17 protein-coding genes are annotated in these 22,865 nt (G+C 51.7%); 14 read left to right on the top strand and 3 right to left on the bottom strand.

The genetic code is table 11. The annotated features are described in order from the left end of the window. The first annotated feature begins 179 nt into the window (after positions 1-179). The 9 genes from ACAW75_RS18605 to ACAW75_RS18645 all read left to right on the top strand — a co-directional run bounded on the left by ACAW75_RS18605 (position 180) and on the right by ACAW75_RS18645 (position 12,667). Positions 180-2,450 carry a PAS domain-containing protein gene (locus ACAW75_RS18605; protein WP_370730250.1) on the top strand — a complete coding sequence of 757 codons (2,271 nt, stop codon included), beginning with the start codon at positions 180-182 and terminating at the stop codon, positions 2,448-2,450. 389 nt (positions 2,451-2,839) lie between these two features. Continuing rightward, complete coding sequence (locus ACAW75_RS18610; RefSeq protein WP_370730251.1) at positions 2,840-3,979, top strand: FIST signal transduction protein; 1,140 nt, start codon at positions 2,840-2,842, stop codon at positions 3,977-3,979. Continuing rightward, positions 3,966-6,653 carry a PAS domain S-box protein gene (locus ACAW75_RS18615; RefSeq protein ID WP_370730252.1) on the top strand — a complete coding sequence of 896 codons (2,688 nt, stop codon included), beginning with the start codon at positions 3,966-3,968 and terminating at the stop codon, positions 6,651-6,653. The genes ACAW75_RS18610 and ACAW75_RS18615 overlap by 14 nt, the downstream gene beginning before the upstream one ends. Before the next feature lie 450 nt (positions 6,654-7,103). Next, a complete protein-coding gene (locus ACAW75_RS18620) occupies positions 7,104-9,578 on the top strand; it encodes an HRDC domain-containing protein (RefSeq protein ID WP_370730253.1) in 2,475 nt (824 codons plus the stop codon). A gap of 84 nt (positions 9,579-9,662) precedes the next feature. Continuing rightward, positions 9,663-10,073, top strand: a complete 411-nt coding sequence (locus ACAW75_RS18625; RefSeq protein WP_370730254.1) for a PAAR domain-containing protein — start codon at positions 9,663-9,665, stop codon at positions 10,071-10,073. A gap of 4 nt (positions 10,074-10,077) precedes the next feature. Then, positions 10,078-10,437: a hypothetical protein gene (locus tag ACAW75_RS18630; protein WP_370730255.1), complete on the top strand. Its 360-nt coding sequence runs from the start codon at positions 10,078-10,080 to the stop codon at positions 10,435-10,437. Between the two features lie 9 nt (positions 10,438-10,446). Beyond that, the gene (locus tag ACAW75_RS18635; RefSeq protein WP_370730256.1) at positions 10,447-11,529 is read left to right on the top strand and encodes a hypothetical protein; all 1,083 of its coding nucleotides are present in this window, start codon (positions 10,447-10,449) and stop codon (positions 11,527-11,529) included. Between the two features lie 11 nt (positions 11,530-11,540). Then, positions 11,541-12,116 carry a hypothetical protein gene (locus ACAW75_RS18640; protein ID WP_370730257.1) on the top strand — a complete coding sequence of 192 codons (576 nt, stop codon included), beginning with the start codon at positions 11,541-11,543 and terminating at the stop codon, positions 12,114-12,116. Between the two features lie 20 nt (positions 12,117-12,136). Continuing rightward, on the top strand, positions 12,137-12,667 hold the full coding sequence (locus ACAW75_RS18645; RefSeq protein ID WP_370730258.1) for a DUF4123 domain-containing protein: 531 nt from the start codon (positions 12,137-12,139) through the stop codon (positions 12,665-12,667). A 12-nt stretch (positions 12,668-12,679) separates the two neighbouring features. On the opposite strand, the gene ACAW75_RS18650 is transcribed toward ACAW75_RS18645, so the two are convergent. Then, positions 12,680-14,308 carry a CotH kinase family protein gene (locus ACAW75_RS18650; protein WP_370730259.1) on the bottom strand — a complete coding sequence of 543 codons (1,629 nt, stop codon included), beginning with the start codon at positions 14,306-14,308 and terminating at the stop codon, positions 12,680-12,682. Positions 14,309-14,517: 209 nt separating this feature from the next. Here ACAW75_RS18650 and ACAW75_RS18655 point away from each other — a divergent pair, with 209 nt between their 5' ends. The 5 genes from ACAW75_RS18655 to ACAW75_RS18675 all read left to right on the top strand — a co-directional run bounded on the left by ACAW75_RS18655 (position 14,518) and on the right by ACAW75_RS18675 (position 20,501). Next, positions 14,518-16,341: a tetratricopeptide repeat protein gene (locus ACAW75_RS18655; protein WP_370730260.1), complete on the top strand. Its 1,824-nt coding sequence runs from the start codon at positions 14,518-14,520 to the stop codon at positions 16,339-16,341. Further along, positions 16,334-17,224, top strand: a complete 891-nt coding sequence (gene lolB1, locus ACAW75_RS18660; RefSeq protein WP_370730261.1) for a lipoprotein insertase outer membrane protein LolB1 — start codon at positions 16,334-16,336, stop codon at positions 17,222-17,224. The genes ACAW75_RS18655 and lolB1 overlap by 8 nt, the downstream gene beginning before the upstream one ends. 125 nt (positions 17,225-17,349) lie before the next feature. Then, positions 17,350-18,729 (top strand): murein hydrolase activator EnvC family protein, encoded by a 1,380-nt coding sequence (locus ACAW75_RS18665; RefSeq protein ID WP_370730262.1) that lies wholly within the window; start codon positions 17,350-17,352, stop codon positions 18,727-18,729. Positions 18,730-18,836: 107 nt separating this feature from the next. Then, on the top strand, positions 18,837-19,655 hold the full coding sequence (gene panB, locus ACAW75_RS18670; protein WP_370730263.1) for a 3-methyl-2-oxobutanoate hydroxymethyltransferase: 819 nt from the start codon (positions 18,837-18,839) through the stop codon (positions 19,653-19,655). A 114-nt stretch (positions 19,656-19,769) separates the two neighbouring features. Further along, complete coding sequence (locus tag ACAW75_RS18675) at positions 19,770-20,501, top strand: RluA family pseudouridine synthase (RefSeq protein ID WP_370730264.1); 732 nt, start codon at positions 19,770-19,772, stop codon at positions 20,499-20,501. An 87-nt stretch (positions 20,502-20,588) separates the two neighbouring features. On the opposite strand, the gene ACAW75_RS18680 is transcribed toward ACAW75_RS18675, so the two are convergent. Together ACAW75_RS18680 and ACAW75_RS18685 are read right to left on the bottom strand one after the other, a co-directional pair. Beyond that, on the bottom strand, positions 20,589-20,771 hold the full coding sequence (locus ACAW75_RS18680; protein WP_370730265.1) for a hypothetical protein: 183 nt from the start codon (positions 20,769-20,771) through the stop codon (positions 20,589-20,591). A 317-nt stretch (positions 20,772-21,088) separates the two neighbouring features. Then, positions 21,089-22,807: a GMC oxidoreductase gene (locus ACAW75_RS18685; RefSeq protein WP_370730266.1), complete on the bottom strand. Its 1,719-nt coding sequence runs from the start codon at positions 22,805-22,807 to the stop codon at positions 21,089-21,091. Positions 22,808-22,865 lie beyond the last annotated feature (58 nt).

A 22,865-nucleotide genomic window follows, 5' to 3' on the forward strand; every position in this document is an offset into this window, starting at 1 on the left:
CTGGAGACGCATCAACGTGTAAGGCAGATACGGAGCGGGCTAAGCATAAATTGTGCTTAGCCCGTTGGTCTATGGGCTGAAGCTGGCCTTTTTTGGTCAACCATTTTGTAAGACCATGACTTTCTGTACATTCGCAAGCAGTACTCAACGGCTCTCCCTACGAGTTACTCAACGCCCTTATGCTTCCTCTTCCCTCTCCATCCGATCCTGCCAATCTATTATTAGGCATTCTTGACGGTTCGCCTAATGGTATTATCGCTTACCAGCCCGTTCGTGGTCAGTCTGGTTCGATACTCGATTACCGGACAATCTATTATAACCAGCAGGCTCAGAAACTACTGGGATATACTGACGCCGATTTTACCCACAAGACCCTATTCGAACGATTTCCGGACGGGCGAAGCTACGAGGCGAAGTACATCAGGATGGTTAAGCAAAATCAGCCTTTCATATTTGAATCCTACTTTAAACGGGCACAATGCTGGCTTGAAGTACAGGCCCGCCAACTCGGTGACGGCTTCTTTCTGTTACTGCGCGATATAACCGACCGCAAACAGGCCGAAGCCGCCCTGGTCAAGCAAAATCAGCTGCTCGATGGCGTCATAAACACGTTTTTAAGTGGCATTACCGCGCTGGAAGTGGTGCTCGACGAAGCGGGTACGGCCATCGACTTCCGGGTCACTCTGGTCAATGATGGCGCCCTGCAGCTCAGCGGTGGCCATTCGCGGGAGGATCTGTTAGGGAAAACGATCACTGCGCTGTACCCCGAAACGGCTGATCAGGGGATGCTCAAAAACTATCTGGCTGTTTACAACACCAACGAATCAATTCGAGTCAGCCATTTTTATCCAGTCCCACAGAAGTGGATCGATCTATCCATTCAGCGAACAGAAGTAGGGCTACTGGTTACCTATAACGACATTACAGAACAAAAACAGGCCGAACAGCAATTGCAGCAGAGCGCCCACATGCTTCAGAACGTGCTGGATGGGGTGCAGTCTGGCATCATTTCCTACAAATCTGTTCGTAATGCTGCGGGCCAAATCATTGATTTCGAGGTACTGTCGGCCAATCAACAGGCTTGCCACATCAGGCGTTTACCCATCGACCAGATGCTTGGTCAGCGTATGATGACGCTCTTTCCAACCAAACGGGAGGATGGGCTTTTTGATCAGTACACAACCGTTGTAGAGACAGGACAAAAAATTCAGCTAGAGCATGAATTTAAAACCGACGGCTACAGCACCTGGTTCGACATTGCAGCCATTAAACAGGGCGACGGCCTGGTGTTGACCTTTCTGGACATTTCGGAGCGTAAGCAAGCGCAGCTTGATCTGGCCAGGCAAACAGATCGGTTAACGGCCATTTTCGAATCGTCGCTAAACGGGATCGTTGCCATGCAGGTGGTTCGCGACGACGAAGGAAACCCCATTGATTTTCTGATGGAAGCGGCCAACGAATCGACGCTGACTATGACGGGTCGTACCCCGGCCGAGATTGTAGGTACGCGGCTTTTGACTACCTTTCCAGGCAATGTGGAAGCCGGTTTTTATGACCTGTATCAGCGCGTTGTCGCTACCGGCAACCCCGAACGAACCACGCAATACTACCAGGATCAGAATGGCCTGGAAGCCTGGTTCGAAGTATCGGCCGTTCGGCAGGGGACCGAACGCGTCGTGGTGACGTTCAGCGATGTTACAGCCGCCCAGCTCATTCAACAGCAACTGCGCGAATCAAATCAGAGTCTGGAGCAATTTGCGGGTATTGCCAGCCACGACTTGCAGGAACCACTCCGCAAAGTGCAATCCTTTGGAAATATTCTGGCGCAGCAGTTTGGCCCGCAACTGGGTGAGTCCGGGCTGGACATGATCCGGCGGATGCAGACTGCAGCCGACCGGATGGCCGGACTGATTCGCGATCTGCTAGCCTACTCACGGGTGACCAGCCAGGTACACGCACACGTTTCGTTAAATCTGAACAACCTTGTTGCCGACGTTCTCACCGATCTGGAAACGCGGATAACTGAAAAGAACGCCGTAATCGATGTATCAGTATTGCCTACTATTCAGGCCAACAGCCTCACTATCGGGCAGCTGATGCAGAACCTCATCGGCAACGCCCTTAAATTTTCCCGCCCTGGTGTGCCGCCACACATCCAGATTAGCGCCGAACGGGTATCTGGGAAAACCTTGCCTGCATCGCTCTCTTTAGCAGCGACCTCTACTTATTGGGCCATCCGCATAGCCGACAACGGCATTGGCTTCGATGATAAATACAGAGACCGAATTTTTGGGGCCTTTCAACGGCTCCACAGCCGCAACAGCCCCTACCCCGGAACTGGCATTGGTCTGGCGATTGTGAAAAAAGTGGTTGAGCAACATTATGGAGCGATAGAAGCACAAGGCAAAGTCGGCGAGGGGGCCACGTTTACCATCTATCTGCTGGCCTAGGTACGTTGGTTGGCCACATTGCCAGCGCCAGCAATGGCTACAGGGCAGCCTTTTCACCCCGCGTATATCCATACGCTACAGGGCGCTTAACTAGTCAACAAGGCCAGGCATTGGTTGGCCAATGGATCAACCAAGGCATCCAGCCAGGGAGCGTCTGGCTCAGCAGCTGCCCACTGGTCGATAAGCCGCACAGCCCCACCTGGTGTCTTGGCTCCCAGCAATCGATGGAAGATTTTAGCCTATCCGGCAAACCCGGACTATCGTTGATGCTCCCCGGTAAGATCCGGGCAATAGGCTACCAATGAGCAAGTTGACTCAGCCTTATTTTCTGGCATGATTTTGTCTGACCCTATCTATTAGCCCACTCTTTATCCCAACAGCTCCACCATATGGTTGTATCCATTGTTCAGTACGCCGATAGTTGCTGGTCGAGGCATCTCGTCAGTCAGTCACTGGCGGATAAAGACGCTCAACTTGTTGTTTGCTTTGCCGCCAGAGATCTGTTGCAGGATGATACGCTCTTTGCCACAGTCCGTGAGAAATTTCCCAACGCGGAAATTGCCATCTGTAGCACAGCCGGAGAGATTTACCAGGACACTGTGCAGGATAATACCCTGGTGGCCGTTGCCATGGCATTCAGCCATACCCGGATTCGGACAACCTCGGTCAATATCAATGATTTCAGCACCAGCTTCGAGGCGGCCAAACGACTGGCCGACAACCTACTGGCCGATGATCTGACCTATATGATGGTCTTGTCGGACGGCTGTATGGTCAACGGCAGCGAGCTGGTAAAGGGCCTGACGGCCAGCGCCAAAAACGTACTGGTAACGGGCGGTTTAGCAGGCGACGCCGCCCAATTCAAGTCTACCCTGATAGGGTTGAATGAAGCGCCCACAGAAGGTAAAATCGTAGCCATTGGCTTATATGGCAAGAAGCTCGTTGTGACGCATGGCTCGAAAGGCGGCTGGGACATTTTTGGCCTCGAAAAAGAGATAACCCGATCAGAACATAATGTTCTCTATGAGATTAACGAGCAGAATGCGCTGGCTATTTATAGGAAGTATCTGGGCCCCGATGCCGATAACCTACCGGGTTCAGCCTTATTATTCCCGCTTTCCGTCACGATGCCCGGCGCTGATAAACCCGTAGTACGCACTATCCTATCAATCGATCGCGACAGGAAGAGTATGACTTTTGCCGGTGACGTACCCGAAGGCTCCAACGTGCGTTTCATGAAGGCTAATTTTGATAAGCTCACTGCCGCCGCCGCAGAAGCCGCCCAACAAACCAGGTTCGCCAATAATCGAAAGCCCGATTTAACCTTATTGGTGAGTTGTGTAGGCCGGAAACTCATCTACGGGCCCCGCATCGACGAAGAAGTGGAAGCCGTAGCCGATACCTTGGGTAACGACGTACCCATTATTGGCTTTTACGCCAATGGGGAACTATCACCAGTCTACGACGGAGGGAACTGCCAGCTACACAATCAGACAATGACAATCACTTCTTTCTATGAATTATCATAAGCTACTGACGAAACAGATCATCAAGTATTTACCGGCAGACGTTCTGGGCAATGCTGGTATGAAAAAGTTTCTGAGCGTAGTGGATGAATCGTATCGGGCACTTGAGAGAGACCGGGAACTGGCCGAACGTGCATTCACCATCAGTGAAGAAGAATACCTGGAACTACACAATAAACTCAAACGTGAAATCTACGTAAAGAAGCAATCAATAGAAAAACTGAAAGAGGTTGCGGGTAAAATATCCGGCGTAGCCATACCAGACGGTTCGGATGATTTACTGACCATTTCCAGATTATTGAATCAGCAGGTCAATAAGCGCAAAAACGCCGAAGAAGTATTTACCTCGCTCATTACCAACATGCAGAGCGGCGTCTTGCTGGAAGATGAACATAGAAAAATAGTTTTTACCAATCAGGTTTTTTGCAACCTGTTCAATATAACCGCTGCACCCGAGGACTTACAAGGCGTTGATTGTACCGACACCGCAGAAAATACAAAACACCTTTTCAAGAACTCGGATAAATTCGTCGATCGAATCGATGAAATACTCACCGCAAAACAACTGGTCACCAATGAAATCCTGGCCCTCACTGACGGGTCGATTCTGCAACGAGACTATATTCCAATCTACATTGACGAAACATACAAAGGCCATTTATGGAGCTACACGAATATCACCGAGCGCAAACGAAGTCAGGATGCCCTTGAACAAAGTGAGCTGAAAAACCGGCTGATCATGAATGCCGCGCTTGACGCGATCATTACCATCGACATTGCTGGCTTTATCACGTTCTGGAACCCGCAGGCAGAACATATTTTTGGCTGGAAAGCGGCAGAAGTTATCGGCAAAAAACTAGCAGACATTATCATACCGGGCGAGCAGCGGCAAGGCCACGAACAGGATGCCAGGCATTACCTCGACACGGGCAATGGGCCTGTACTCGGTAAACAAATCGAACTGTCTGCTGTTGACCGCACGGGAAAACCATTTCTGATCGAACTGTATATCATCGCTGTCAAACAGGGAGAAAATGAATTTTTCTGTTCGTTTATCAGAGACATTTCTGAGCGGAAGAAAAACGAAGCTGAACTGGAACGGCTAGCGCTGGTGGCCAGCGCCAATAAAAATGGCGTCGTCTTCGTAAATCTCGACGGTAAAATTTCCTGGTCGAATGAAGGCTTCTGCAAGCTGACCCAGTACAGCATACAGGAAATTATTGGTAAAACGCCGGTTGACCTGTGCAAAGGGCCGTTTTCTGACCGTACCAGCCTGAAAATAATGATTGACGCGTTCGAGCGTGGGCAACCGTTTGATATAGAAGGCATTCATTACCGGAAAGATGGCACCTGGTTCTGGGCCCGGACAAATGGCCAACCCGTGGTTAATCAGCAGGGAACAATTACCCATTACTTTTCAATAATCGACGATATATCGGCGGAGAAAGTAGCGCAGTTGACACTGAGAGAATACGAAGAACGGCTACGCATGGCCCTGTCTAACGTTGGCGATAATTACTGGGAGCATAATTTCAGAACTGGCAAAACTTATTTCTCAAATCCCAGTAATAATATTCTGGGTTACCAATCAGACAAATTAGCGAATGCGGCCAACCTGTGGTGGAGTCACGTGCACCCCGACGACCGTAAGATTCTGGAGACAAATAACGAACAGTACGAGGCTGGACTGATTAGTCAGCACCATAACGAGTACCGGATGATTCATAACGATGGCACCGTTCACTGGGTGCTCGACAGAGGCGTGGTCATTGAGAAAGACGCTACTGGCAAGCCCTTAAAAATTATCGGTACCCATATTGATATAACCCGTCAGAAACAACTGGAATTCGAATTGATTTCGGCTAAAGAAATGGCTGAAGAATCGACTCGGGTCAAAGAATTATTCCTGGCCAGCATGAGCCATGAAATACGTACGCCCATGAACGAGATCATGGGTATGGCCAGTCAGCTGACCAACACCCAGCTGACGGCCGATCAACAGTTTTATTTGAGTACGATACAGTCGGCAACGGACAATCTGCTGATTATCGCCAACGACATTCTCGACATATCAAAAATTGAAGCGGGGAAATTAGCCCTTGAAGCAATCGGTTTTGAGCCCAGGCTGGTGGTTGGCAAGGCCATGCAGCTCATGCTGCACCAAGCGGAAGAAAAAGGGCTGGCATTGACCCATTCATTCTCTGACAACCGGTTAGCCCCCGTTTTGATCGGCGATCCATACCGGCTGCATCAGGTCCTGCTCAACCTCATGTCAAATGCCCTAGAATTTACGGAGAAAGGCGGGGTAGACATTCAGTGCCGGGTTATTAGCGACAACGCCACCAATCAAGTGATCGAAGTCACCGTAAGCGATACGGGCATTGGCCTGGACGACGCTTTTTCTGAAGCAATTATCCAGCCACTCAGGCCGGAAGATGCATCTATCACCCGTCGGGTTGGCGGCACGGGCCTGGGGCTCAGTATTTGCAAAAACCTGATTGAACTGATGGGAGGCACCATGCAGGTTGAGCGCAAAAAAGGGCTGGGTACGTCTATATCGCTCATTATCCCATTCACAAAAGGCATGCAGGACAACCTGCCAGCAAAAGAAGTGGAGCAGGGTGTTGCCCCGCTTCAAGCCCGGCGACGGGCGCATTCAGCTCAGGTACGTTCCTGAACATAACGTGATTTGTTGCCGCAATGAGTGGCAAGAGAACGGTGCAGCGTGTTGATAGGCAACCTGCACTAGCCGGCGGTAAAACGTAAAACCTGACAGTAACCGCCGCAGGGCATTGTCCGGTTCCTGCGGTTGTAAGGCGTCAACGACGCTTCCTTCCCTACCATCATCGACTAACTCGCGCACGTCCCTGACAGGCCATCCAGCGGTTCGATCCGATGATCCAGGCCTGGGACACCGGAGGGGGGGCTGCCAGAGGAAGCAGGCATTCCTGCCCGTCGCTGACTAGCACAGGTTACGAACGTGGTGCTCGTAGAGACGACAAACACAGATAATGTATCGAGATAGTATAATGGTACCGCAGCGGCGGACCGTGCGGTACCATCATAACCCGCGTACCATTTATCTTTATAGAACCAACCGGCATTTTCTGTTACCAACCGTACGCACTTGACCACTAAACCCCACATCCCAAACGAACGACTTGATCTGGCGCATAATTATGTGCTGCACACCAGCCAGAATGTGTTTTTGACCGGGAAAGCGGGCACGGGTAAAACCACGTTTCTGCACCAGATCAAGCAGCTGTCGGCCAAGCGCCTCGTTGTTGTAGCACCAACGGGTGTAGCGGCCATCAACGCGGGAGGCGTTACTATTCACTCGCTCTTTCAGCTCCCGTTCGGCCCTATTGTTCCCGGCGACCAGGGGCAGCTCAACCGGAAATTCAACAGCGAAAAAATCAAGCTGCTCCGCACGCTCGATCTGCTGGTGATCGATGAAATCAGTATGGTACGCGCCGATGTGCTCGACGGCATCGATGCGGTACTGCGGCGGTACCGGGGGGGCGACCGGCCGTTTGGCGGCGTGCAGTTACTCCTGATCGGTGACATGCAGCAGCTTCCCCCCGTCATCCGCGATGAAGAATGGGCGTTGCTGCAACCCTATTACCAGACCGGTTATTTTTTCAGCAGCCAGGCGTTGCAGGAGACCGAGTACGTATCCATCGAACTCACGCATATCTACCGGCAATCCGATCAGCGATTCATTGAGTTGCTGAATGGCATTCGCGAGAAAACAATTACCGCCGGGGGCCTGGCCGATCTGAATCAACGGTATATTCCCGACTTCACGCCCGACGATGAAGCGGGGTACATTACCCTCTCGACGCATAACAACATGGCCCAGCAGATCAACAACCGGAAACTGGCCGAACTATCGTCGCCGCTCCGGTCCTACACGGCTACCATCCTCAACGATTTTCCCGAACACATGTACCCCACCGAGTACAAACTCGACCTGAAAGTGGGGGCGCAGGTAATGTTCATCAAAAATGACGCCTCGCGCGACAAGCTGTTCTACAACGGTAAAATTGGCCGGATCATCGCGTTTGAAGACGATTATATCGAAGTGAAATGCCCCGGCGAAGTGATGAGCATTGTAACCGGCCCGGTTGAATGGCAGAACATCCGCTATACGCTCGACCCAACCACCAAAGCGATCAAGAGCGACATCATCGGCTCGTTCATGCAGTTCCCGTTGCGGCTGGCCTGGGCTATCACCGTTCACAAAAGCCAGGGACTAACCTTTGAACGCGCCATTATCGACGCGGGGAAGGCTTTTGCGCATGGGCAGGTATACGTGGCCCTGAGCCGGTGCAAGACGCTGGAAGGGCTGGTGCTGCAAACGCCTATTCCGGCCAGTAGCATCAAGACTGAATACAACCTGGAGCGTTTCCATGCCGATGTGCAGGAACGTACCCCCACCGAGCAACACCTTCAAAGCGCCAAACGGGTAAATCAGGAACAACGACTGTATGATCTGTTCTCATTCGAGCAGGCAGCTTACTGGCTGGGACGTACCCGGAAAGTCGTGGGCGATTCGGCCCGCAGCCTGCCAATGAACCTGATGCCCGAGCTAACTGAGCTGGCCGCGATCCTGACCGACAAAGCCCGCTTGATGGCCCATCGCTTTCAGAAACAGTTGCCCGAGTACTTCGCGCAGGAACCGCTGCCCGAGGCCAACGAGGCCCTTCAGGTACGTATCCGCAATGCCAGTGTGTATTTCCATAACCTGCTTACCGACGAGCTATTACCCAAGCTGCGCGCGCTCCCCACCGAATCGGATAACAAACAGGTACGAACGGCACTGCTTGACTACCTCGACGAAACCGAAAAAGCGCTGGTTGTCAACCTGGCCACCTTCGCCAAATGCCGCACCGGCTTCGATGCCCTGCTCTATGGTGAAGCCCGCAACCGTGCCGAACTCGACTTTGTAGCCGCCCGGAAACAGGCCACGGCACCAGCGATTGGCACCCGTCAGCGGGGAGCTACCGGCCGTCGGGACGATTCGAAGCCAAGCGCGTTGTATTTCGAACTGATGAAATGGCGTAACAATATGGCGTCAGAACATAACGCCACGGCCTATCAGATCATGGCCCAGCAAACCCTGATGGAAATAGAGCGTGTTCGGCCCGAAACCATGGAGCAACTCGCTAAGATCAAAGGGGTAGGCAAGGCAAAAGCCAAGCGTATTGGCGATGAATTGCTCAGCATTATCCGCAACAATCCAGATTATGGCAGTGCGGGCTATAGTCGTAGTGCAACGTACCCGGCTCAGCAACGTACCCAGCCCAACGTACCCAGCGCAGCCGCTCATGAGGCTACACGCACCTTGTTTCTAGGCGGAAAATCCATCTCCGACATTGCTACGGCACGGGGTCTATCGCCGCAAACGGTAGAGAATCACCTGGCTGTTTGCATCCGGGAGGGGTCGTTGCCTGTCGAGGTAGTTGTCTCTGTCGACAAATTGTCGCTGATCTACAGCACCTTCGGCACCGAGCGCCCACTCAGCTTAACCGAGGCCGTGAAGACGCTGGATGGCAAAGTCACCCAACGCGAGTTGCGCCTGGCTTACGCGGCCGGTTAAGACGTTTCCGCAAACTCGTATTTATACGTTGATCTGCTATTGAAAAGGCTTTTCCGTTATGTTTATAGTAAATCTATAAGCCAAATGGGAAAACCTGCTGCCCGCGTAGGTGATCTACATACCTGCCCTATTCCGACCCACGTAGGTGGTCCGGTAGCCCCACCCGGCCATCCGACGGTATGGATTGGTGGCCTACCCGCCGCTACAGTCACCACCCTATGCACCTGCATAGGCCCACCCGATATGATCATTCAGGGGTCAGCTTCAGTCTTCATCAACAGCCTGCCTGCCGCCCGTATGGGCGACGCAACGATGCATGGTGGGCTGATCACGATGGGCTGTTTCTCGGTGTTCATCGGCGATGCTGGTGCTGGAAGTGGCTTATCCATCGACTGGCCAGATCTGCTATCACCGGCTGAGTTAAAAGCGATCCGTCAAACTATAGCCCTGAAGCTGGCAGCCAGTAGCGGGGCCATATTCTGCGAAACCTGCTAGCCAGATGCTGACGATCCACGCGCACCAGCTTCAACGCCTCGACGCCCATTTTGAGGCTGAACTGATCAGCCAGATCCGAGACCATATTCACGATCAGTTTCCCGACGAATATGCGCAGCTAATCGCACCAGACAGGCAAAACAGCGTGATCCGACAAGCTATAAAAGCCGGGCACTATTACAGCCTGACAACCGACGCCAACCTGACCATTTTCACTGATTTTCGGTTGATTTTTGGGCCTACCTTTCCGCTGGATGACCCCTGGGCGCTGACGATTCTAGCCAATGATGACCTCAGCGAAGACGCCAAAACTGAACAGCTGATTGCCTGCCTCGACTCATTTATTGCGGAAGACAACCAGTAGCCATGCACGATGAACACACAGAAACCTCCATCTGGCACCAAACCGGCTCCCGGCAAGGCAGCGCAATTAAAAGCCGCGGCACAGAGCGTCCAGAAAACGGGCAAAGTGAGCAAGAGTACGCAGCCCTGTGCCAGCGCAACGCCACCCAAAGACTGGGCCTGTGTTAGCTATCATAAGCTGAAAGGACCCAAATACAATAACAAGAAGAACCAGCAGCCCATGAAAGATTATGGTCGTTGGCACGCCATGATCGATAGCGGCAAAATTACCGAGACAGACGCCAAACTGATGATGATCATGTCGCCCAATGAAGGCGATTTCAATTCGGTACAGGCATTCGACAACCAGGCGATCACGGCGGGGGCGATGCAAAAAACCATCGACAGTAGCGGCAAAGGCGAATTAACCACGCAATTGAAAGACTTCAAGGCTGCCAATCCAGACAAGTACAAATCACTGTTTCAGGATAAAGGCTGGGATGTGGAAGAGGTGGATGTACAGAAAACACAGGGGAAAGGAAAGCGAAAGCGGACAATCACCGTCAAAGAGACACGGGCCAAATACACCTATACCGACAAAGATGGCAAGACCGTTACCATAGCGGGCGATGAGCTGTATGCCTTTATAAAATCGTATTGCGACCCGGCCACGAGTAAAGAAAAAAAGGCTGAGGTAGAGAAAGCCCTCGATTCAATGCGGCAGGGTGTCGAAGACGACGCTTTTAAGGATCAGCAGGTGATTGATTTCAAAAAACGAATCGATGAGGCCACATCGCAGAAGCCGGTGGGCTACGATCATCCAATCTCCGACTATGCCACGTCGGCCAAAAGCAGGGCGGCTGTGCTGGACCAAAGTGTCAATCGGCCAGCCTACGTTGACGATGATTATGGAAAGGCCCTGGATGATTTCTACAAAAACAACCCCAAGGTATCGAAAGACCCAGCCACCTGGGGCGACCAGCGGAGCAAATACGAAGACGAGATCAACGAATCATACGGCCTGAACAGGCGGGGAACCGACATGGCTGATCGCTATAAACGCATCAAAAAGGCGGCAGACCCCGTTATTCCGCCCGATATTACGCCTAAATAGGCCATTCCCCAATGAGACAACAACCGTATAGAATCCGCCTATGCTACGCACTCACTTTCTGGCTGATGTTGCTGGCAAGTCAGCAACTGGTGGCTCAGAAACGAACAGTTCCCAAAAAAAATAAGCCTATGCTGGTCATAACGCACCCAGTTTCAAGGATCAGACTTACGTTCCAGGAGCCCGCATTACTGGAAAAAACGGGCGCCGTAGCGGCCTGGCGAAAGTTGACCATCAAGCTCCCCGACGATGAATTCACTGTCGATGCGGGGTCTGCTGATGGGTACATGGTGGACCCCAGCGTAAAAGCAGAACGAAGCTGGTCGCCCGATGGGAAGTACATAGCCTTATACCGCGCCTATAGCATCGGCAACAAACAGACGATGTCGGGCATCAGCCTTATTTTTCTTAACCTGGAATACGGCGAAGAGGTCGATTTTCAAGATAAGAATGGCAATGTGGTCAACAAAGACACCTTCACCGGCTGGTTGGCCAGCAAGCCACACACAATCCGTAGGGGCACAGCCAAAGCAGAGACCTTTACCGAGGCCTACGCCACTGATGAGTCCGCTAAGTTGATCAGGCACTAACCAAACCCAGCTTAGTCAGTATGGCTTATTGCTTACTGGATGCCGCCCGGATGGATGAGGCGATGGAACAGGCAAAGGACCTGGCTGGCGAGAACAACTCCCGCTGTTTGTACGCCGGCAGTGCCGAGCAGACACTCAGCCATGTGGCACCTTACCTGTTTATGTTACAAAAGCCCGATTTTGTCGATTGGGTCTTTACCGAAGGCTGGGGCCACTCATGGGGCGTGTATCTGATTACGGAAGCAGCGCCGGAGGCACTCTTCAGCCACCTGAAGCGCTTTCTCTACGTACGGTCGCCCGACGGAACTGCCCTGTATTTCCGTTTCTACGACCCGCGTGCGCTCCGGTTGTTTCTGCCCACCTGCGATATGGATCAGCTCACCGCTTTTTTCGGGCCGGTACGCTACGTCATCACCGAAGATGAAGACACGGATTATGCCATCAACTTTTCCCTTCACCAGGGGCAACTCCAGCAGGAACGCGTATCGCGGGCCGACGTGCAAACGTACCTGAAGCAATACCTGCAGACCCGCTATCCGTCTGCCTGGTAGCCTGCCATTGCCCTAGTTACGCAGAATCACTTTCGAGACAGGCCCATCCTGCGTGGTGAGTGTAAGCAGATACGTACCTGGCCCACGGCTAAACTGGTCTGACGCCAACACCCGTTCGAACGTACCTGCAGGCTGGGCCGTCCACTGCGCCTGATACAGTGGGCGGCCCTGCATATCGCTCAGCTGTAAGGATACGTGACCAGAAACGGCCAAAGCAAGCGTTACCCGCACATCGCCAACCGATGGATTAGGCCCAAGGAGCAATGCGTTTGATTCGGTAGCCAGTGGTGCAATGCCAAAGGGTTCAATCGCTGCATCCATCCAGCTCAACCGTTGGTTAATCCAGGTTTTCAGGTACGCTGTCTCCTGATCATAGCTCGCCCCAACGTACCCATTCGGCCAGACATATACCCCAATCACGGGCCACTTTGTGAAATTACGGACCCTGGCCTCGGTCAGCACGCCGCTGGTCGAGTCAATGAAGGCTTCCAGCCGCTGGGGTGTTAACACCTTCTTGCGCAGCGCTTTATACTTTTCTTTTACTTTCTTGCCAAATGTCAAATCCTGTAGTAGTCGACTCCACCAGAACGGTATCTGGTTCGCCTCTTTAGGGCAAACGGTATTGAAGTCGAACACCCAATCCTGGAAACTATTTCCATTACAGTAATCGGCATTTCCGTAGGTCAGGTTGTAGTCCCAGATTGGGCCCATGACTAGTTTCGGATTTTTCGAGTCGCGGTCTTTGTAGAAGTAAGCACTCAGCCGATACCCGTCAACGTTCTTACAGACCTCGGTCAGCAGCAGGTAGTCAATAAAGGAATCTTCATCAATAAAGTGACGGAAGCCTTTGTCAGGATCAGTAAAGTCAGGGCCGTTCAACGCATTTTCAAAACTGGTAACGTACCTGTTGATGTATTGGATCTGTTCGGTAGCCAGGTCTTCAGGCTTGGGCCGGTCAATCTGTATACGAAGTGGTACTCGGTTAGGGCCAGCCGGGTAGGGTGATGTCCAGCTTATGGATGGGGAACCCTCTGTTTTATCAATCTTCAGGATATAGCCGCCGGTGAGTGCATCACCCGATACGTCCGTCTTTTTGATACTGGCAATATTGACCCGGTTCTTATCCCGCTTCAGCCGCTCCATGAGAATATAAATACCACGATATTCCCCGTTCAATACCAGTTCACAGTAGCGAAAGCGCGACGCATAGTAGGGGCTCATCTGGCGGTAAAAAGCATACGTCAGGGTTTCGCGTACCAGCGTCTTATCATTATAAGTGGCGTTGAGCACCCAGTCGCTTTCTGATGGCATACCCAATAGCGATTTCGTGACCGAGTTTGTACCGGTCGAATCCCGAAGTTCAATACCATACGGTTTCTTCGGAAAGAAAAGCTGTGAAGTAGCCCCGCGCAACTCAATACCGATCACGCTGCTAAACGACGCCCTGTCTGTCACCGCATTCCGCTTACCCGCTCCGTTATCGACAAGGTACATGTCGGCTACGATTTTCGGTTCGTCTACGATAACAGCGCTACGCGTATTGATCAGGATAATCGGTAAATTAGAGTCCGTAAATGTTTGGCCTGCTGCACGCAGCGAGAGCAGCAATAGACTCAGCAGTATAAATCGTAGGATGTGCATACAGATGTGGTGCAGAAAAGCCAACATGTTCGTACCGAAAGCGTTTACCACCCGCATCCTTACTGATGCCATTGGTATGGCGTTTGCTCGCTGAACAAGGTCTTGAAACCGTTGTTTGTTTGTTTGGCTGTACATTTGTTTACCTTGCTTGTAGCTTGTTTTCGGCAATACCAGACTGGACCGGGGCGTTGATAGTGTATTTACTCGTTATGCCATTGATTTTCACATCCTATAGCACCGCGACACCGGCTTTTCCGGGCGTTCGGATATGGCCACGATTGCTGGTCGGCTTCTGCCTTTGCCTGCCCGCTCCCTTGCTGGCTCAGCAAAAGCCGGCAGCCCCTACCCCTCCGGCCGCAGTGACCCCCGTTGATAACGGAGCCATTGCCCAGCCAGTTAGTAAGTCAGACAAGGCCGTTGCCGAAGAAACCGAGTTCACCGACGCGTTCCGCTTTCTGCTGGTCGATGAGCCCACCAAAGCCATCACGGCCCTTGAGAAAATGGTGGCCAAGAATCCAGCCAATTCAGCGGCCCAGTATGCCCTGGCAACGGCTATGGTTAAGGCGGGCAAAACGACCGAAGCACTTCCTTATGCGCTGAAAGCCTATCAGCTCGATAAAGACAACGCCTATTATCTGTTGCAGGTGGCCGAACTGTATGTGAAACAGAAACGCTACTCCGACGCAGAAGAACTCTACGAAAAGCTGCTGGCCAAAGGCACCGAAACGATCGAGTACGGCGTTGAACTGGCCGCTATTTACCTCTTCGACGATAAACCCGATAAAGCCCTGGCCACCTACGACCGCGTAGAGAAAGCCATGGGCCTGAATGAAGAAATCACTCGCCAGAAGCAACGGATCTACCTGAAACAAAACAAGGTCGACAAGGCCATTGAAGAAGCCGAAAAGCTAATCGCGGCTGAACCGGCCGACCCTGAGTTTCTGGTCGAAGGGGCCGAACTGCTCCTGGCCAACGACCGGGTGCCCCTGGCCATGTCCTGGCTCGAACGTGCCCTGAAACTGAACCCCGATAACCCACAGGCCAACATGATGCTGGCCGACATTTACCGGCGTCAGGGCAACCTCGACAAGTCGAACCAGGCTATTCAGAAAGTATTTGCTAACCCGAATCTGGAAGCAGGCCTGAAAGCCCGGATCCTGTCTAACTATGTTGGTACAACCGGAGACAGTCCCACGGCTAAACAGGATGCCCTTAAAATGGCGCAGGAACTTACCCGCCAGAACCCGAATGATGCCAAAGCGCAGGTCATGATGGCCGATTTGCTGGTGCAGCAGGGCCAGAAAGCCGAAGCCCGCGACGCCTATGTGCATGCTGCCCGCCTCGACCCGTCAATTTATGAAGTGTGGGGCGCCATTGTTCAGTTAGACGGCGAACTGAACCAGGTAGACAGTGTCTTGGTGCATACCGAAAAGGCACTCGAGGTATTTCCTAACCAGGGGTTACTCTGGTACTCGAACGGATCGGCCAATCTGTTTAAGCGACGCTATCAGGAGGCTGTCGATGCCCTGGAAGAAAGCCGGAAGCTACTGGCCGCCAACGAAAAAATACAGCCAGAAATAAACGGATGGCTCGGCGACGCCTATAATGGCCTTCGCGACTATCCGCATTCAGATGAGGCCTACGAAGCAGCGCTGAAAGCCGATCCTGCCAACGACCGGGTACTGAATAACTACAGTTATTTCCTGTCATTGCGCAACGAGAACCTGTCGAAGGCTAAAACCATGTCGAACAAGCTGGTTGAGCTACACCCCACCAACGCAACGTACCTGGACACACACGCCTGGGTACTCTACGTGTCGAAAGATTATGCTGGTGCGAAAAAGTTTCTGGAAAAAGCGATCCAGTCTGATTCGGGGCATATCAGCGGAACGATTCTGGAGCACTACGGCGACGTGTTATTCCAGCTGGGAGATAAAGCAAAAGCCATTGAACAGTGGAAATTAGCCAGGCAAAAAGGAGGAGCCAGCGATAAGCTCGACCAGAAGATTGCAGGCGGAAAATTGTATGAATAAAGTCTTAGTGTATGCCTTGTTGGCCAGTGTCCTGTATAGTCAGACCGGGTGTCACCGTCAGCGCATCAGAAGTACCCCCCAAGCCATTACCATACAGGCCGATACAGTGGCACTAAGCCAGCCACAGGCAGTGACGGCAACACCAGCTTCGCCAACGGTAGTGGCTAGTGTTACCCCGCCCGCCGCCACAACAACGACCAGGCCAGGCATAGACGAAGCCCGCACCAATGTCGCCGAAGTTGACTTCAAATACCTCACAGCTAAATCAAAACTGTCGTTCAAGAGTAAGACACAGGACATTAGCAATGCGAACCTGAACCTACGCGTTCACAAAGACAGCGTTATCTGGATCAGTATTTCCAAAGTAGGGATCGAAGCCGTTCGTGCCCTGATCACCCGCGACTCCGTAGCCATAATGGACAAGCTGGAACGGCGCTATGCCATTTACGACTTTCCTACGCTAAGCCGCCAGTTCAATTTCGACATGAATTTTGATCTCCTGCAGGCACTCATTGTCGGTAACCTACCCTTACCCAAACGGCCAGCCCAGAAGATTAAGAACGAACGCGATTACCTGCTCCTTCGTCAGAGCGCGGGTAAAGTGCTGGTTGAAAACTATATCGGCGAAAACGACCGCAAGCTGAAGCGACTGATGGTGACAGAACAGCCGACCAAAAATGCACTTCGCCTCGATTATGAAGATTTTAACGCCCTGAACAACTTCCTCTTTCCCTATTCAAGCCTGGTCACGCTCGATTACAAATCGCAGACTGATGGGCAGTTCTATCAAACACTGATCCAGATCAAACACAATAAAGTAGAGTTGATCGACAAAGACCCCGGCTTTCCGTTCACCATTCCGGCTAAGTACCAACGCAACTAAACTGCTGGCAATCAACGGGTAACCGTATATGGTCGGGAAAGTAGACTAGCTGCTACAAGAACGACCCTTTAGGCTACGCACTGCTCCCGACTGCTTTCCAAGGCTACTTACGACTATTTTTGCACATGCGCCTATTCTTCCTTGTCCTGATAAGCTTGTTCATCTCGGCCCCACTGATTGCTCAGAAACGGGATCGACAAGCGTTGGAACGTGAGAAAAAGAAGAATATAGAGCAATTAAATGAGCTCCGGGCGGTCCTGAAAAAGACATCATCAGAAAAGCAGGTATCGATTACCCAGCTGAAAACGCTGACGGCCGAAATTGATGCGCAGTCGAAACAGATCAATCTGCTCTCCGACGAGATTAAACTGAGCGAGGTAGAAATTGCTGATCTTCGCAAAGCGAGTCAGGCCTTAAATCGTGACCTCGACAAGCTTCGGGTCGAATACGCCCAGATGATCTACGCGGCCGACAAACGCCGTCAGCAACTGAACCCCTTGGGGTTTCTTTTTTCGTCCGAAAATTTTAATCAGCTCGTTGCCCGATATCGGTATCTGAAGCAGTATGCCAAAGCCCGACAGACACAAAAACGGGAGATGGAAACCGTTCAGACCGAACTGACAGGCAAGCGCACCGCCACCGAACAAAAGCGCCGTCAGCAAACGGTTGTGCTGACAACCAAAGTGCGCGAGTCAGAAAAACTGGAAGATCTGAAGCAGGATAAGAACAAGGTTGTTCAGCAGCTAAGTCAGAAAGAAAGCGAGTTACGCACCGAACTGGCCGAGAGCCGGAAAAATATTAATCGGCTCGAGAACATGATCACGAGCATTATTGCGCGTGAAGCTCGGGAACGGGCGGAGCGGGCCGAACGAGAACGCGCCGAACGTCAGCGACTCGCCAAACTGGAAGCAACCAGGTTGGCCGCCGAACGCCGGGAAGCTGAACGCAAACGGGCCGAGGCCGTTGCCAAAGCAAAAGAGGAAGGCAAGCCTGCCCCCCCGCCTGTTATCATTGCCGACCCCGACCTGGGCGTAGCCAAATCAGACAACACACGTACCCCTACCAACCTGAACCGGGAAGAGCTGGCGCTTGGCTCGTCTTTTGCGGCATCGCGCGCCCGGTTACCCTGGCCTGTTCAGCACGGCTTTGTGTCTGAACGGTTCGGCGTTCATCCCCACCCTGTCCTTAAAGGGCTGAAGGTGTCAAACCCGGGCATCGATATTCAGACCAACGCCGGTGAGCCGGTACGGGCCATTTATGATGGCATCGTCATGAACGTAGAATTTGTGATGGGCAGCCAGAATGTTGTGGCCATACAGCACGGCGATTATTACACCATTTACGCTAAACTAAAGAACGTAACCGTGAAAATGGGCGACCGTGTCAAAGCGCGCGAAACCATCGGCAGCGTAGGGACCGACAGCCGTGGTAACTCCGAACTCCAATTCCAGATCTGGAAAGAGTTTGCCAAAATGAACCCAGAATCCTGGTTGGCACCCAGGTAAAAAAGTGTACAGTTTTCTGTCTACTGCCTTCTGTTGCTCCACTACAAGCCGTAGTATGAGTTAGCAGCGCAACAGAAAACTGTAAACAGAAAACTGTAAACTAAATTATGTCTGTTCACAATCCCGATATTAAGCGCGTTACTACCCATACGCTTCAGGAATTGAAAAGCCGGGGCGAGAAGATCTCGGCCCTTACCGCCTATGATTATTCGATGGCGCGCGTGGTCGATACCGCCGGCGTAGAAGTTATTCTGGTTGGCGATTCGGCGTCCAACGTGATGGCCGGTCACGAGACAACGTTGCCTATCACACTCGATCAGATGATCTATCATGCTGGTTCGGTAGTACGAGCGGTGAAACGGGCGTTGGTGGTCGTTGACCTGCCATTTGGTTCGTATCAGGGCAACTCATCAGAGGCGCTTCGCTCGGCCATTCGGATCATGAAAGAGTCGGGTGCCCATGCCGTAAAGATGGAAGGCGGCAGCGAAATCCGCGAGTCGGTGTCCCGGATTTTAAGCGCTGGTGTACCCGTGATGGGGCACCTTGGCCTTACCCCTCAATCGATTTATAAATTCGGCACCTACGCTGTGCGGGCGAAAGAAGAAACTGAAGCGCAGAAACTGATCGATGATGCGTTGATGCTTCAGGATATTGGCTGTTTCGCTACCGTACTGGAAAAAATACCGGCGGCACTCACCAAACAGGTCTCAGAGCAATTGGTCATTCCCACCATTGGTATAGGAGCCGGCCCCGATGCCGATGGCCAGATTCTGGTTATTCATGACATGCTGGGTATCAATACAGAGTTTAAGCCCCGCTTTTTACGTCGCTACGCCGACCTGCATACGGCAATGCTGGAGGCCATCACGCATTACGTGGATGATGTGAAAGCCAATGACTTCCCGAACGAATCGGAAGCGTACTGAGTTAGTACTAGGCTTTACCGTTGCTAACTGGCCCTGCGCTACGCCGTTATTTATTGTTCACGACAAACGACAGCGTAGGACTAGTTGACAAGGGTAAAGCCTAATGACATTATTATGAAGAAGCGCTTACCTTATTCGGTGGTCTACGAAGACAACCACCTGCTGATTGTCAATAAAGAACCGGGGGTGCTCGTCCAGAGTGACCGGACTGGTGATGTCTCGCTTACTGAATTGCTTAAAGAGTATATAAAAGAGCAATACAATAAACCTGGCGATGTCTTCTTAAACCCTGTTCATCGCCTCGACCGGCCCGTTAGCGGTCTGGTCGTATTCGGACGTACCTCGAAGGCGGTTGAGCGCATGACGGAGATTTTCCGGAAACGGCAGATACAAAAAACGTATTGGGCTGTTGTCAGGCAGCATCCGGCCGAGAAAAAAGGGAAGCTGGTGCATTACCTGGTAAAAGACGAAGCTAAAAATCAGGTAACGGCTTATGACTATGAAGCGCCCGGTTCGCAACGGGCAGAGCTATCGTATCGGTTGCTGGGAAAGATAAACGAACACTATCTGCTGGAAGTAGAACCACTCACGGGCCGCCCCCATCAGATACGTGCGCAACTGGCCGCAATGGGCTGTCCAATTCGTGGTGATGCCAAGTACGGCTATGACCGTGAAGTGCCAGGCAAGAAAATTTACCTGCACGCCCGCCGCCTCTATTTCATCCATCCGGTGAAAAAAGAACCCCTGATTTTACGGGCTGGCCTGCCAGTTGATCCATTTTGGGAAGAGTTCCTCGAGTTGGATAACGAAGAATTCAAAGACAAAAACCTGGATTTCATCTTCTAAACCGGATGAGTACAGCGCAAAATGGCCCTGACACTGTGCATAGGCAGTGTCAGGGCCATTTTTATAGGCACTAAGCCAACCAATCAGCTAAGCTTCCGGCTGTACTGACGTACCTGGCTGCTTATAACTAATATCTGTGCTCATTTGATCGATCACCCGTTCAGCCATGAGAACGGCACCACGAAGCGCGCCGAATACCATGCAAAGCGGTAACAAGATGGGCAGAAACAACACCCATTGCAGAATCATATACAACCGAATCGTTCTCATCTCTCTTACAGGTATTTTTTATGGGTTGGCCAGTCAATCAGAACTGACTATCAATTCCTTTTCAAAACTTGTGCCAACTTTTGTACGGTGGTAAAAATTTGTTCTTTCAAAGTTAATCTTGAGATAATACTAAAACAACAAGATGCCTTTGAATTCGCCTATTAAATTAATTAATTTAACTTAACGTCAATAAAACAAGTCTATAGGTTTACTATTTATACTTATTAACCGTTTGATAACTAATACGTTGACTAAAAAAAAAGCTTTCTAAACCCCGCATGAGGCCTAGAAAGCTTTTTAGATTCGACGAGATTTGTCTACAGGTTTTGTTTCTTTAACTCCTTAACCGCGAAATCAGCAGCGCGGGCCGTCAGGGCCATGTAGGTAAGCGACGGGTTCACACAGGAGGCTGAGGTCATGGCTGCGCCATCGGTCACAAACACGTTCTTAACTGCGTGAATCTGATTGTTGGCATTCAGCACCGAAGTTTTGGGGTCACGACCCATACGAGCTGTGCCCATTTCATGGATACCGATACCAAGGTGTTTCGATTCATCATTGTAGCCGCGCACGTTCTTCAGACCAGCCGCCTCCAACATTTCTACGGCGTCGTTCATCATGTCTTTACGCATCTTTTTCTCGTTCTCGCCATAGGCAGCGTCGAACACGATTTGCGGTAACCCCCAGCGGTCTTTCTGATCGGGCGACAATGTCATACGGTTGTTTGGATCAGGCAGCACTTCGCCGAATCCGCCAATGCCGAAGTTCCAGGGGCCGGGTTTCGTTAGATCTTCTTTGAAATCGGCACCGAAACCATCCACACCAACGCCACGATTCCAACCTGAACGGCTGGCGCCCCCCTGGTAGCCAAATCCACGTAGGTAATCGCGCTTGTCGCCATCCCAGTTACGGTAACGTGGAATGTAGATACCGTTGGCCCGACGGCCGTAATAATACTGATCTTCCATGCCGTCGAAATCGCCAGATGCACCTACGCCAAGGTGGTGATCCATGATATTCCGGCCCAGTTGATCTGAATCATTTCCCATTCCGGTTGGGAAACGGTTCGATTTCGAGTTCATCAGAATTGCCGTAGTACCAAACGCCGAGGCGTTAACGAAGATGATTTTCGCAAAATATTCGCGCACAGCCTTCGTGTTCTGGTCAATGATACGAACACCCGTAGCGCGACCTTTCTTTTCATCGTACAGAATTTCCGACACAATAGAATCGGGGCGCAACGTAAGGCGACCAGTAGCCACTGCCGCTGGCAGCGTGGCCGACTGGGTGCTGAAATAAGCACCGAATGGGCATCCCCGCATACACTGGTTCCGGTACTGGCAGGCAGCACGGCCCAGGTTAGTGTGAACAGCTTTAGGATCGGTCAGGTGAGCAGTACGTCCCATGATGATATGCCGTTTACCAAACGACTTCTCAACCCTCGCTTTCACTTCCTTTTCCACGCAGTTCATCTGCATAGGAGGCAGGTAATTACCGTCTGGTAATATACTGAGGCCGTCTTTTCCACCGCTGATACCGGCAAATCCTTCCACGTATGAGTACCAAGGCTCAATGTCTTTATACCGAATAGGCCAGTCGATCCCAACACCTTCTTTCAGATTGGCCGTAAAGTCGGCATCCCCATGGCGGTAGCTTTGCCGCCCCCACATCAATGACCGGCCACCTACGTGATAGCCACGAATCCAGTCCATCGGTCGTTTTTCGATGTATGGATTCAGGGAATCGTTTTCAAAATGGTGGCGCCACTCTTCGTTGGCCGTATAGCCTGTACGCATGTTGGCCCAGTACTCTTCAGCCGCCTGTGTGGTGATTCGGCCCCGGTGAGGAAAATCCCAGGGATTGTTGGTGGCCGTAACGTACCCCTCAACGTGTTTAATGTCGCGGCCCCGCTCCAGCATCAGTACACGCAGTCCTTTTTGCGTCAGTTCTTTTGCGGCCCAGCCACCGGATATACCCGACCCAACCACGATAGCGTCGTAGGTCATGTCTTTCTGAGCGTCGATATTGAGATTCATCTTCTTAAGTTTGCAGTTTTCAGTTTACTGTTTTCTGTTGCTTCGCTTTGGATTCAGT

The sequence above is a fragment of the Fibrella arboris genome (genome assembly GCF_041321095.1).
GTDB lineage: Bacteria > Bacteroidota > Bacteroidia > Cytophagales > Spirosomataceae > Fibrella > Fibrella arboris.